Origin of the sequence: Legionella tucsonensis (assembly GCF_001468035.1) — a bacterium.
Classification (GTDB): Bacteria; Pseudomonadota; Gammaproteobacteria; order Legionellales; family Legionellaceae; genus Legionella; species Legionella tucsonensis.
In genome coordinates this window covers 705,285-718,173 of record NZ_LNZA01000001.1, presented here as the reverse complement: position 1 = coordinate 718,173, position 12,889 = coordinate 705,285, and the positions used below count along the sequence as shown (strand labels likewise).

Sequence of the window (12,889 nt, the reverse complement as noted above, 5' to 3'; positions counted from 1 at the left end):
GGTATCGACATAAAAAATTTACACCCTTAAGGATAGTCCAATGAAAAAGCATCACTTTGAAACTCGAGCCATTCATGCTGGTCAAGAGCCATGTCCAAGTACCGGTGCGGTTATGACCCCCATATATGCAACATCTACCTACAAGCAAATTACTCCAGGCGAACATCTTGGCTATGAGTACTCTCGAACACATAACCCTACTCGTGGAGCTTATGAAAGTTGTATTGCCAGTTTGGAGTCAGGTGAGCGAGGTTTTGCTTTTGCTTCCGGAATGGCTGCAATAAACACCGTTATTGATTTATTAGATGCCGGAGATCATGTTGTTGCCATGGACGACCTTTATGGAGGCACATTTCGCTTATTTGATAAGGTCAAAACACGCACCTCAGGATTATCTTTTTCTTTCATAGACATGTCTGACACGCACAATATAGAATCCGCGATTACCAAAAAAACACGTATGATCTGGGTAGAAACACCTTCGAATCCCATGTTAAAACTGGCTAATTTACGTGAAATAGCAATGATAGCAAAACGTCATAATCTCATAGCAGTTGCAGACAACACTTTTGCGACTCCCTGGATTCAGAAACCTATAGAGTTAGGATTTGACATAGTACTGCATTCAGCCACTAAATACCTTAATGGTCATTCAGACGTAGTCAGCGGGATCGTGGTTGTTGGTGATAATCCTAATTTAGCGGATAAAATTGCGTTCCTCCATAACTCCTGCGGTGGAATTGCCGGTCCATTTGATAGTTTTCTTGTTTTAAGAAGTCTGAAAACCCTGTCGTTGCGTATGGAAAGACATTGCGAGAATGCACATGATCTAGCAAATTGGTTAAGTACGCAATCCAGAGTAATAAAAGTTATTTATCCAGGTCTTACAAGCCACCCCCAACATGGATTAGCTAAAGAGCAAATGCACGGGTTTGGCGGCATGATTTCCATGGTAATAGATGGTGGCATTGATGCGGCCAAACGCTTTCTTGCTCGTTGTGAATTGTTTACGCTCGCTGAAAGTTTAGGCGGTGTAGAAAGTTTGATAGAACATCCAGCGATTATGACTCATGCGTCTATACCTCTAGAAAAGCGTAAGACGTTAGGCATTGAGGATGGATTTATTCGGCTCTCCGTAGGCATAGAACATGTGAAGGATTTACAAGCTGATTTGGAATATGCACTTGCATATTAAAGTGATGTGACCTGGGTGCTGCGCAGAGAAACCCGGAAGAGAACTCCCCGGGTTTCTCTGTTACACTCAGGCTATAAAAATAATTGCTCACGTCCCTCTAAGTTAATGTTTACTCGAACGGTTGGATTTGAATTCAGGTTGTGAGAAAATTTTTCTAGACAAGCGCAACATACATCAGTATGTGAGCATTGATTAGGAAGACTCCGCAAGATGTGCCAAATCCAGCCGCTTCCTGATAGAGGGCTGAGACTTACCTACAAAAAATACAGGAAAAATAGATGCAGACTTTACAAACTCTAATTGAACAAGCTTTTGAACAACACCAAACATTATCAATTGATACAGCATCTCCCGAACTTATTGCGGCAGTGAATGAAGTACTGTCTTGTTTGGACAGCGGCCAATATCGGGTTGCTGAAAAAATAAATAATGAATGGGTAGTTCATCAATGGATAAAAAAAGCCGTTCTTTTATCTTTTAGACTTTATCCCAATCAAGTGATTGATTCGGGCTTCTGTCAGTTTTATGACAAAGTACCCCTTAAGTACAATAACTATACTGAAGAACAATTCAAACAGACAGGAGTACGTGTGGTGCCTCATGCCATGGTTCGCAAAGGGGCTTACATTGCAAAAAACTGCGTTTTAATGCCATCTTATGTCAATGTGGGCGCATATATCGATGAGGGGGTCATGGTTGATACCTGGGCAACTGTGGGCTCTTGCGCTCAAATCGGTAAAAACGTGCACCTTTCAGGTGGAGTAGGTATAGGTGGTGTTTTAGAACCCTTGCAAGCCAACCCCACAATTATCGAAGACAATTGTTTTATCGGTGCCCGCTCAGAAGTCGTCGAAGGGGTTATTGTAGAACGAAATTCCGTATTGTCTATGGGTGTCTACTTAGGGCAAAGCACCAAAATATATAATCGTCTCACTGGAGAAATTACTTACGGTCGTATCCCATCAGGATCAGTGGTAGTCGCTGGCAGCCTGCCCAATGAAGACAAAAGCTACAGTTTGTATTGCGCAGTCATTGTGAAACAGGTAGATGAAAAAACAAGAGCAAAAGTAAGCATTAATGAACTATTGAGAGCGAGTTAGCATGACTGGGATGAAAAATAGAGTCCCCCCCCATTTGGGGACAGACTTACAAGAAATCCTAACGAAACTTGTTCGTTTTCCTTCGATTACACCTGAAGATGCAAACTGCCAAGAGTTCATGATCCATTTTTTGGAACAAGCAGGATTTACTTGCCAACGTATGAATAAAGGACCTGTATCCAACTTCTTTGCTTCTTATGGAGAATCAGGCCCTTTTCTCGTATTTGCGGGCCATACAGATGTGGTTCCTGTTGGTGACGTAACGAAATGGTTGTCTGATCCTTTTATAGTGGAAAATAAAAATGGAATGCTCTTTGGGCGTGGTGTTGCTGACATGAAAGGAAGTCTTGCGTGCATGCTGCTTATGGCACAACGATTTGTAAACACTTACCCTAAATTTCAAGGAAGATTAGGCTTTCTTATTACCAGTGGTGAGGAAGGGAATGATTATGATATGGGCACACCTTATGTCATGCAGCTCCTGGAAAATCAAGGCATTCACATTGATTATTGCATTGTAGGGGAACCATCAAGTACTCATCAGGTTGGTGATGTAATCAAAATTGGCAGACGTGGTTCATTGAGTGCCCAAATTACCTTACATGGAAAACAAGGGCATGTTGCCTATCCCCATTTGGCGGACAACCCAATACATAAAATGAGTCCCGCACTTGCGAAGCTGACCACAACACTCTGGGATCAGGGTAACACTCATTTTCCACCAACATCCATGCAAATTACTCACCTCCAATCAGGAGGTCATGCCGCAAATATAATTCCTGGAGAACTGGTTTTACATCTAAATTTTAGATACTCAACAGAACATACACACCACACATTAAAAGAAAAAGTTATTGCTACTTTTCAAGAGCATGATCTGAACCCTGTTATTGAATGGCGCCTTAGTGGCGAGCCTTTCTTGACATCCCAAGGTGCTTTGCTGGAAAGCTGTAAAGAAACAATCCTCGAACTTACTGGAAACTTACCAGAGTTTTCTACCAGTGGCGGAACATCTGACGGTCGCTTCATTGCTCCCTATGATGTTGAAGTAATAGAACTTGGACCGGTTAATGCCACGATTCATCAAGTAAATGAATGTGTTTCCTTAAGCGATCTGCATCAATTAGAAATTTTATATTTTTCGATTTGTGAAAAATTATTAATTAATTAATGTTGTAGTCTATACTTTGAGAAAGAAGTTGAATTTATTGTGATTTTGTAGCTTTGTAGCCTGGGTGCAGCGAAGCGAAACCCAGGTTTCGTAAATAAACTCCTGGGTTTCGCTCGCTGCACCCAGGCTAAGTTTTATAGGACGGATACTATAAAAAGGAGAAACGAGCATGAAAGGTTGCAAATTAAGCCCAGTGGCTCTTGGTCTTGCCCTTGGGGTTTTCTGGGGAATAACTGTTTTTATAATGGGATTAATTGCTCACTATTATGCCTATGGGCAGGCTTTCGTAGCTACTATGGGTACTATATATCCTGGATATGAGCCTTCATTAATGGGAAGTTTCTTGGGAGGTATTATAGGTTTCATTGATGCATTCATTACAGGTTTTTTGATTGCCTGGTTATACAACTTATTTAGTTGTTGTAAATGCGTCTGTTGTGACAAGAAAAAGGATGAGGGCGTGATAAAAGAGAAAGTAATAAAAGAGAAACCAATAAAAAAGAATAAGGAAGTAAAATAGTATAGTTGTGTCTTGGTATAACGAAACGGAACTCGGGTTTCGCTTCGCTACACCAGGCTGCACAAAATATAAGTGATTAGTTTACAACATGCCATGTTCCATCTGGCTGGCGACATGCACTACCGCGTAATGTTTGTTTTTTGCCATCAATGATTGCCGAAGTTAGATATTCGCGGCAAGGCAAGCGCTCACGATAATAAGTACGCGTAGGCTGTACTGTATAACTATATCCAGTATCTGGATTTGACCAATTCACAGCTTTCCCTGTCGGCGCAGTTTCTAATGCACGCTGCATTTCCATTCTATCCACCTTATCCATTGTCTTTCCAATTTGACCACCCAAGTAAGCGCCTACAATAGCGCCACCTGCTGTTGCAGCCAATTTAGCTGCTGGGCCGCCACCAAACTGGCTTCCAATCAATCCACCAATAACTCCACCTGAGATAGTACCTACGTCTTCATGATTCATTGACGCACAGCCAACCAATAATAAAGACAATGATGCAACAGCTATTTTTTTCATAACATATCACCCATTTAAAAGGTTATAGAAATCGGTTGTAATTCTAACATCACGCTCAGTTATTATCCATAGTTAAGGAAATCTAAAATGTGGAACTTAGAATTAAGAAAGTTTATTTATTTATCACAAGCCTGGATTTCGCTTTACTTCATCCAACTGCAGTGAGCACGGATTAAAATCAAAAACAATTCATTTAATCGTGACGCACCCGCTCAGAAATCTGACATAATAATTCATAACCCGTAGTTCCTGCTGCATGTGCAATTCGCTCAACTAAAATATGTTTACCCCAAAGTTCAACAGGTGCTCCAGGTTTTACTTCCGGATGATCTGTTAAGTCTACAGCAAGCATATCCATTGATACTCGTCCTACAATAGGAACCACTTTGCCTTGAACCCAAACCGGGGTGTTTGCCGCAATATGTCGTGGATAACCATCACCATAACCCGCAGCAACAATACCAATAATAGAAGATTTTTCGCTTTTCCAAATACCACTATACCCAACTTGAGCCAAAGGAAGATTATGATGAACTGCACTAATTGCTGAAACAAAACGCATTACAGGAAGTAAACCCAAATCAATTGCAGTCTGATCAGCGAAAGGTGATACACCATAAAGCATAATACCCGGTCTGACAACATCCATATGAGTTCGTGGAAAAGAAATAATGGCAGCTGAATTGGCAATACTTCGTTGACTGAACCCAGAGACAGAAATACTCTCAAATAAAGCAATTTGCTGAAAATTTTCTATTCGTTCAGGCTCATCAGCACAAGCTAAATGAGTCATCAAACCGATCTTTTTATCCACCCAAGGACAAGATTGCAATGCATCCATTACCCCTTGCAATTCATGAGTCTTAAAACCCAAACGGTGCATACCTGTATTTACTTTAACCCAGAGTTTAATCGGCGCATCTAGAGGGGTATTTAAAAGCCACTGTACCTGATGCGGTTGATGAATAACGCATCCAAATTGATGCTGTGCTACCACCTTAAATTCATCAGGACTAAATATACCTTGAAAAAGAATACAATGAGTCCGTATTCCTATTTTACGAAGAACCAGAGCTTCTTCAATACAAGCTACACCAAAAGCATCTACATGCCCTTCCAATATTGGTGCGACAACATGTACACCACAACCATAGGCATTAGCCTTCACCATAGCAATTATTTTCTTGCCTGGAGCAAAATGTCTTATTCGCATTAAGTTATGATGCAAAGCGTTTGGCTCTATCACCAGTTTGGTAGGTCTGGACACCTTAATCTACCCCTTGATAACCATTGTATGCTAAATCTTCAAAACGAGTGTATTTACCAATAAAGGCTACACGAACCTTACCAATTGGACCATTTCTTTGTTTGGCCACAATGATTTCTGCGGTTCCTTTATCCGGACTGTCTTCATTATAGACTTCATCTCGATAAATAAAACAAATTAAATCGGCATCTTGCTCAATCGCACCAGATTCACGCAAATCAGACATAACAGGTCGTTTATCTGAGCGTTGTTCTAAACTTCGGTTCAACTGGGATAAAGCAATAACGGGTACCTGCAGCTCTTTAGCAAGCGATTTAAGACTGCGTGAAATCTCAGATATCTCTGCCGTTCTGTTATCTGCTGAAAATCCGGGTACTTTCATTAATTGCAAATAGTCTACCACAATTAACCCCAAGTTACCTTGCTCCTTGGCTAACCGCCTGGCTCGTGCACGCATTTCACCAGGACTTAAAGCCGGAGTATCATCTATAAATAAAGGGGCTTCCGAAAGCATATGTACGGCTGAAGTCACGCGCGGCCAATCATCATCATCCAGTTTACCTGTTCTAATCTTATGCTGATCAATGCGTCCTAAAGAAGACATCATTCTCATTGCTAATGAATCTGCAGGCATTTCCATAGAAAAAGCAAGTACAGGTTTCCCAGATTTAATCGCGGCATGTTCTGCCATGTTCATCACTAAAGTCGTTTTACCCATGGAAGGACGACCAGCAACAATAATTAAATCTGAAGGTTGTAATCCTGAGGTCATTTCATCCAAATCAGCCAAACCTGTAGCAAGCCCGGTAATTGCATCACCATTATGATAAAGTGAATCAATTTTTTCTACCGCACGAACCAAAATTGATTTTATATTTTCAGGCCCGCCATCACCGCCTGTTTGCTCACCTATAGCAAAAACTTTAGTTTCTGCCATATCAAGAAGCTCAGGCACTTGCCTGCCTCCAGGATTATATGCTGAATCAGCAATTTCGGTAGCTACAGTAATGAGCTGTCTTTGTACTGATTTTTCACGAACTATATCGGCATAAGCAGATACGTTAGCAACACTGGGAGTATTATTAGCCAATTCGAACAAATAGGCTTCTCCACCTGCATCATCTAATTCGTTATAAGACTTTAACGCATCAAGCAGAGTCACTACATCAAAGGGTTGATCTTTTTTTACCAAAGTAGAAATTGCTCGAAATAAAATTCGATGCTCGGTGCGGTAGAAATCTGTTTCACATAATTTATTACTGACTTTATCCCAAACCTGATTGTCCAACATTAATCCACCAATAATGGATTGCTCTGCTTCCACTGAATGAGGAGGGCGTTTTAATGGATCAACCGTTTTTTTGGAATTTTGCAGATCGTACATAGCCGTGGTGTAATGAGAAATTTGGAACGAGGTCTATTGTAATGCTCTTTTACAGAGATGTCATCCCGAACAAAGCTGTTCGGGATGAATTATGTTGATAAGCTATTGCTTTTTCCAAACTTGAGTACGTCCTAATAAAGAAATACCCACATATCCTCTGACTAAGAGCCTATTCCCTTCAACGGTAATTTTTGCACGATAGATCTTCCCTGATTTAGGATCTAAGATGGAGCCGCCGCCCCATTCATTATTACCTTCATTTTTCAATCCCCACAAAAAAGTCAATCCTTCAACCTTCTTTCCTTTAAACGAACCAGGACAATTCTGACAAATTCCAGTGTCACCAGGTTGTGGAAATACCTTATTAATAACTGCACTTAAAGTACCTCCAGACTCACTAATGGTAACAACTGCTCTTTTCTTTCCTGTTTTATCATCAATTGTGACCCACTTACCTACCGGTGCTTGAGATGCAGCAAGTGCTACAGGTAAACAAAACACAGCAACAAAAAAACCACAAGCCAACTTCCATAAGTTCATAATTTTCTCCATGTTTACAATCACTTAATAGCTTATTCTATGATTGAATACTATACCAGCCTTAATAAGTAATTTTTTATAAATGAATGCAGACTAGGTACTCTACTTTGAGACCAACCTTTAGCTGGCTGCGTCAGGGCTATAACGGCATAAAAAAACGTTCTACATCTTCTTCACTTAAAGCCATTGCTTTGGCCTGATCCGCAGATAATACGCCTTCAACTAATTGTCTTTTTTTCTCTTGCATCCCTAAAATAGCTTCTTCTACAGTACCCGAAGTAATTAGCTTATAGACAAACACAGGATTTTCCTGACCTATTCGATGAGTACGATCGGTAGCTTGATCCTCTACTGCAGGATTCCACCAGGGATCATAATGAATTACCGTGTCAGCACGTGTTAAATTAAGTCCCGTGCCTCCTGCTTTCAGGCTGATAAGAAAAATTGGAATTTTTCCTTCCTGAAATTTTTCTACCATTGCTTGCCGATGCACTGTTTGGCCAGTTAACTTCAAGTAATCATATCTTCTTGTATGCAATTCTTCTTCGATCAATTGCAGCATGGAAGTAAATTGTGAGAAAACCAAAACCCTCCTTCCCTCACCTACCAAATTATCCAACAGATCCATTAATGCCTCAAGTTTTGCTGAAGTACCATGTGCAATCGCTGCTTCAGGCAAAGACAATAATCTAGGATCGCAACAAACCTGTCGTAACTTCAGTAGTGCATCCAGTAAAAGGATATGACTTTTTCCCAGTCCCTGTTTTGCAATCGCATCACGAACTTTTTTCTCCATACTCATACGAATTGCTTCATATAGATCACGCTGGGCGCCAATAATTTCTATGGTGCGCGTCATTTCTGTTTTAGGAGGTAATTCACGAGCTACCTGATTTTTTGTTCTTCTCAATATAAAAGGCTGCACTCTCTTTGTCAGCACCTCTCGTCGATTCAAATCGGCATATTTCTCTATAGGAGTCCGAAACCAGAGCCTAAATTGCTTCGCATCACCTAATAAACCAGGCATCAGAAAATGAAACAAAGACCATAATTCACCTAAATGATTTTCCAAAGGCGTGCCTGTCAGGCATAAACGATGGCTAGCACGTAATTGCTGAATAATTTGCGTCGTTTTCGTACGTGTATTTTTAATAAATTGCGCTTCATCCAAAATCAGATAATAAAAAGAATAAGTTACAAACTTCTCTTTATCTCGATGGATTAACCCATAAGTAGAAACAACGATATCAAAGTCATCAAAATTATCCTGATGACGTTCGGAACCATGATAAATTAAAACCTTTAATGATGGAGTAAAACGTTTTGCTTCGGCCTCCCAGTTCCCTACAAGACTTGTTGGCGCAACAATTAAGGTTGCTGTTTTAATCCGACCTTGTTCTTTTTCATATTGCAAATGAGCTAATGTTTGTACTGTTTTACCCAACCCCATATCGTCAGCAAGAATGCCACTGAAATGGCTGGTCCGCAAAAATTGCAACCAATTTAAACCATAGCGTTGATAATCCCTCAGCTGAGCATGCAAACCAGCGGGTGGCTGTATTTCAGGAATATGGGTTAATTGAGACAATTGTCTTATTTGATCTCTTAAAATTTCAGCGCCTTGCCAACGTGCTTTGGTTGCCGCAATAGCTAATTCAGCTTCACGCATTAAAATAAGTTGATATTTGTTAATTTGTACGTGTTGATTTTCATCTATATGGCGCAAGCCAAATTGAAGTAACAGACGAACCAAGGGTTTAATTCGTCCCATTTCTAGCTGCAACGCACGTCCATCATGCAAAGGCAGCTTGACTAATTGTGTATCAGGAAGATTATCCAAATCATTACCGCTGTAACGATGAATTAAATCTGCAACCAAGGGTACAATACTGACTGGTTTACCCTCAACTAAGATTCCCAATTGATATGAAAAAAAATCTGTTGTATTTTCATATAGGTCTGAATACCACTCTACATCATCAGCACGAATCACTTCCTGATACAATGGGCTAATGCATTCGACTCGCCAGCCGCGACTTTTTAACTCGGGCACCAATTGACTGTAAACAAACTCCAAATCAGCCAAGACATTAATATTCTGCAAAATAAAATCAGGCTGTTCAACATTTCCCCAATGCTCATTTTCCCAGGCTCTAGCCGTTCTTAACTCAAGTATTTCCTGCACTTCATCCCATTTTGATTGCTCAAAATCCCTATGCCGTCTGTATTCAATTAAAAGTTCTTCCTGCTGACACACAACGGTGTTACATTTTTCAGAACCTGCTATCATTAAACCTGCATAATCAAAAAGAATACGCGCCGTAAATAAAGCATGCAGTTCTTCTTCAGTATCGTAAAGCAAGGAAGTTTCATTCTCAAATCCATTAATGGCATCTAGAATAAGCACAGGTACTGGCGTTACTTGTCGAACTTCTCGCTTTGCAAAAACCAGTGGCACAGGAAATTCAGGACATGTTTTAGCCATTTTGTTTGCTAGTAATTCGGCCTGTTCTATTGGAATTGGAGGTGCGTCCAACAAATAACTCAATTGTTTTATTGGATATGGAGTAACTAAACGTCCCATTTTGTCTTCGGAGCGATTAAAATACCAACTTTGGTCCAACAACAAAGGTTCAAGTACACTTCCTTCATGCATTAACAATAAATTTTGATTACCGTTATGAGATAACATCCATTCACAGGTACCTTGAATAGTCTGCCCCAAATGAATTGGCTCCTCCTGGTTTTGTATAAAAAAAGCTCTTCCAGTTGCGATAATTCGTTCTAATAATTCACTATTGCGAATGGTTAATGTATCAAACCAACCTGAAACACCACATTTAAACAGAAGGAGTGCTACCAAATCATTATCATCGCCAATAAAATGCTGCTTTTTGGAAACAGAGAGACTATTAAATGGGAGCATTTTTCCATAGCCACCACGTTTTAATAGCTTAGCTAAAGCTAACTTAATCGCGACCCGGTGCTCATGGCCATCAAGTTTTAGTTCTATGAGATAAACTAAATGATGTGTCACATCGGGCGCTTTCACAATCGCAGCTTCTTGAGCACGCAAATTTTTCAACCAGCTATCAAGCCTTTTATCTAACTTATTACCCGCAAAAGATTGGGATCTTACTTTTTCTCTATCACGCAGGGCCAATAGACATGCGGCGGCATGTTTGCAATTATATTGATAATTACAAGTGCAATGCGCTAGTTTTTTGGGCCAGACCTTCAAATCCATATGTACATCATAAATTTGACTTGAGCTTCCCTTAACTCGACCTTTTAATAGACCGTCACTAAAACGGATATTGAGTACATGTCCATTTTCAAAATATTCTTGACCCCGCAATAATATTTTGGCCTCAAAGACCTCTGGCATTTTTGAGAGTGCTTCATTTAACATAAACGTGTTTTTTACTGGACAAAGGATCTATTTTAGTCAATTTTTAAATTAATTAACATTTTTATCTTTAAATTAAAGGTACTTTATATTAGTTTATCGCTCTTTGGGGTCTTTTAGAGTATATATCATGCAGAACAAGCTTACTGTACTTATGGCACAAATCAATCCCACAGTAGGTGCTTTGGCATCCAATAGGGATCAAATCATAGAAGTTATTAAAAACAAACAAGCTGATCACAATGTAATACTCTTTCCCGAATTGGCTTTAACAGGTTATCCTCCTGAAGATTTGCTCTTTCGCAAGGAATTTCAACAAGCAGTTACCGAACATTTAAAACAGATTCAGGCCGTAACAAAAGATTGTTATGTTCTTGTAGGACACCCAAGCAGAACAGAACAACGGCTGTATAATAGCGTGAGTATTTTCTATAAGGGACAAAGAGTTGCAGAATATCACAAGCAAAATTTACCAAACTATCAAATTTTTGATGAAGCACGTTATTTTACCCCTGGAGAAAAAAATCCATGTATTTTGGATGTAAATCATTACAAAATAGGCGTGATTATCTGTGAAGATTTATGGTATCCAGGACCTGCAGAAGATTTAATTGAGAAAGGAGTTTCTGTCTTACTCGTTTTAAATGCATCTCCATTTGATTACAGTAAATATCAAAAACGAGAAGACCTCTTAAAATCTTACGCAAAACGCGGCATATCAATAATCTATGTAAATCAAATTGGAGGCCAGGATGAACTATTATTTGATGGCCAATCGTTAGCAATTGATTCACAAGGAAGGGTTTGTGTGCGATCCCCTGCATTTAAAGAAGATTTACGTACTGTAACGCTCCAAGCAAATCATGTCGAAGGCGTATTATCTCCCCTTCTTGAGTTTGAGCCATTAATCTATGAAGCATTAATTTGCGGTACTCGAGATTATGTAAATAAAAATCATTTTCCTGGGGTTCTGATAGGGCTTTCGGGAGGAATTGACTCCGCATTAACTTTAGCTATAGCAGTAGATGCTTTAGGAGCAGATCGAGTTCATGCAGTGCTTATGCCTTCACGTTATACTGCGCAAATGAGTAACGAAGATGCTTTAACGCAAATAGAAAAATTAAATATAACACATTCCACACTATCGATTGAACCCGCTTTTAATGCCCTGATGACCACTCTTGAACCTGTATTTACAGTGCGAACTCCTGATATAACTGAAGAAAATATTCAAGCACGAATTCGCGGCGTGTTGCTTATGGCATTATCTAACAAAACTGGAAAAATGGTACTTACCACTTCGAATAAAAGTGAATCTGCCGTAGGCTATGCTACGTTATATGGAGACATGGCAGGGGGATTTGCTGTATTAAAAGACGTACTTAAAACTCAAGTTTATACTCTTGCACGTTACCGTAATAGTCTTTCTGAAGTCATTCCAGAACGTGTTCTAATCCGCGCTCCATCAGCTGAACTAAGACCCCATCAGACCGATCAGGACAGTTTGCCTGACTATACAACGTTAGATGCAATCATTATTTCCTATATGGAAAAAAACTTAACTCCCGAAGAAATAATTCAGCAAGGCTTTGCCGCAGAAACCGTAACTAAAGTAATTCAATTAATTAGACGCAATGAATACAAACGACGCCAATCCGCACCAGGAATTAAAATAAGTCCAACCGCTTTTGGGAAAGACTGGCGTTACCCAATTACCAATGGTTTTTTAGGAACGTAATCTTTTCCATACCCTTGTGAATCATCTGCAGGATATGGAGAA

Annotated in this window: 10 protein-coding genes; 5 read left to right on the top strand and 5 right to left on the bottom strand. The window is 39.8% G+C overall.

Annotated features, from left to right (window positions below):
* Positions 1–40: 40 nt before the first annotated feature.
* The 4 genes from Ltuc_RS03025 to Ltuc_RS03010 all read left to right on the top strand — a co-directional run bounded on the left by Ltuc_RS03025 (position 41) and on the right by Ltuc_RS03010 (position 3,986).
* Positions 41–1,195, top strand: a complete 1,155-nt coding sequence (locus tag Ltuc_RS03025) for a trans-sulfuration enzyme family protein (protein ID WP_058519865.1) — start codon at positions 41–43, stop codon at positions 1,193–1,195.
* A gap of 278 nt (positions 1,196–1,473) precedes the next feature.
* On the top strand, positions 1,474–2,295 hold the full coding sequence (gene dapD, locus Ltuc_RS03020) for a 2,3,4,5-tetrahydropyridine-2,6-dicarboxylate N-succinyltransferase (RefSeq protein ID WP_058519864.1): 822 nt from the start codon (positions 1,474–1,476) through the stop codon (positions 2,293–2,295).
* 1 nt (position 2,296) lies between these two features.
* Positions 2,297–3,466, top strand: a complete 1,170-nt coding sequence (gene dapE, locus Ltuc_RS03015; RefSeq protein WP_193786837.1) for a succinyl-diaminopimelate desuccinylase — start codon at positions 2,297–2,299, stop codon at positions 3,464–3,466.
* A 169-nt stretch (positions 3,467–3,635) separates the two neighbouring features.
* Positions 3,636–3,986, top strand: a complete 351-nt coding sequence (locus tag Ltuc_RS03010) for a bacteriophage holin (protein WP_058519863.1) — start codon at positions 3,636–3,638, stop codon at positions 3,984–3,986.
* 76 nt (positions 3,987–4,062) lie between these two features.
* Here the strand turns inward: Ltuc_RS03010 and Ltuc_RS03005 are convergent, their stop codons facing one another.
* The 5 genes from Ltuc_RS03005 to Ltuc_RS02985 all read right to left on the bottom strand — a co-directional run bounded on the left by Ltuc_RS03005 (position 4,063) and on the right by Ltuc_RS02985 (position 11,112).
* Positions 4,063–4,509, bottom strand: coding sequence for an RT0821/Lpp0805 family surface protein (locus tag Ltuc_RS03005; RefSeq protein ID WP_058519862.1), 447 nt, complete (start codon positions 4,507–4,509; stop codon positions 4,063–4,065).
* A 193-nt stretch (positions 4,510–4,702) separates the two neighbouring features.
* On the bottom strand, positions 4,703–5,776 hold the full coding sequence (gene alr, locus Ltuc_RS03000; protein ID WP_058519861.1) for an alanine racemase: 1,074 nt from the start codon (positions 5,774–5,776) through the stop codon (positions 4,703–4,705).
* Position 5,777: 1 nt separating this feature from the next.
* Positions 5,778–7,160 carry a replicative DNA helicase gene (dnaB, locus tag Ltuc_RS02995; protein WP_058519860.1) on the bottom strand — a complete coding sequence of 461 codons (1,383 nt, stop codon included), beginning with the start codon at positions 7,158–7,160 and terminating at the stop codon, positions 5,778–5,780.
* A 102-nt stretch (positions 7,161–7,262) separates the two neighbouring features.
* Positions 7,263–7,700: a DUF2147 domain-containing protein gene (locus Ltuc_RS02990; protein ID WP_058519859.1), complete on the bottom strand. Its 438-nt coding sequence runs from the start codon at positions 7,698–7,700 to the stop codon at positions 7,263–7,265.
* 139 nt (positions 7,701–7,839) lie between these two features.
* Positions 7,840–11,112: a DEAD/DEAH box helicase gene (locus tag Ltuc_RS02985; RefSeq protein WP_058519858.1), complete on the bottom strand. Its 3,273-nt coding sequence runs from the start codon at positions 11,110–11,112 to the stop codon at positions 7,840–7,842.
* A gap of 127 nt (positions 11,113–11,239) precedes the next feature.
* On the opposite strand from Ltuc_RS02985, the gene Ltuc_RS02980 reads away from it, so the two are divergent.
* Positions 11,240–12,847, top strand: coding sequence for an NAD+ synthase (locus tag Ltuc_RS02980; protein ID WP_058519857.1), 1,608 nt, complete (start codon positions 11,240–11,242; stop codon positions 12,845–12,847).
* The last annotated feature ends 42 nt before the right edge of the window (positions 12,848–12,889 follow it).

What these genes read in the sequence shown, in the direction of transcription:
- dapD (WP_058519864.1), top strand. Translation starts at nt 1,474, where the DNA reads ATGCAGACTTTACAAACTCTAATTGAACAAGCTTTTGAACAACACCAA.
- Ltuc_RS02990 (WP_058519859.1), bottom strand. Translation starts at nt 7,700, where the DNA reads ATGAACTTATGGAAGTTGGCTTGTGGTTTTTTTGTTGCTGTGTTTTGT.
- dapE (WP_193786837.1), top strand. Translation starts at nt 2,297, where the DNA reads ATGACTGGGATGAAAAATAGAGTCCCCCCCCATTTGGGGACAGACTTA.
- Ltuc_RS02985 (WP_058519858.1), bottom strand. Translation starts at nt 11,112, where the DNA reads ATGTTAAATGAAGCACTCTCAAAAATGCCAGAGGTCTTTGAGGCCAAA.
- Ltuc_RS03025 (WP_058519865.1), top strand. Translation starts at nt 41, where the DNA reads ATGAAAAAGCATCACTTTGAAACTCGAGCCATTCATGCTGGTCAAGAG.
- Ltuc_RS03005 (WP_058519862.1), bottom strand. Translation starts at nt 4,509, where the DNA reads ATGAAAAAAATAGCTGTTGCATCATTGTCTTTATTATTGGTTGGCTGT.
- Ltuc_RS03010 (WP_058519863.1), top strand. Translation starts at nt 3,636, where the DNA reads ATGAAAGGTTGCAAATTAAGCCCAGTGGCTCTTGGTCTTGCCCTTGGG.
- dnaB (WP_058519860.1), bottom strand. Translation starts at nt 7,160, where the DNA reads ATGTACGATCTGCAAAATTCCAAAAAAACGGTTGATCCATTAAAACGC.
- Ltuc_RS02980 (WP_058519857.1), top strand. Translation starts at nt 11,240, where the DNA reads ATGCAGAACAAGCTTACTGTACTTATGGCACAAATCAATCCCACAGTA.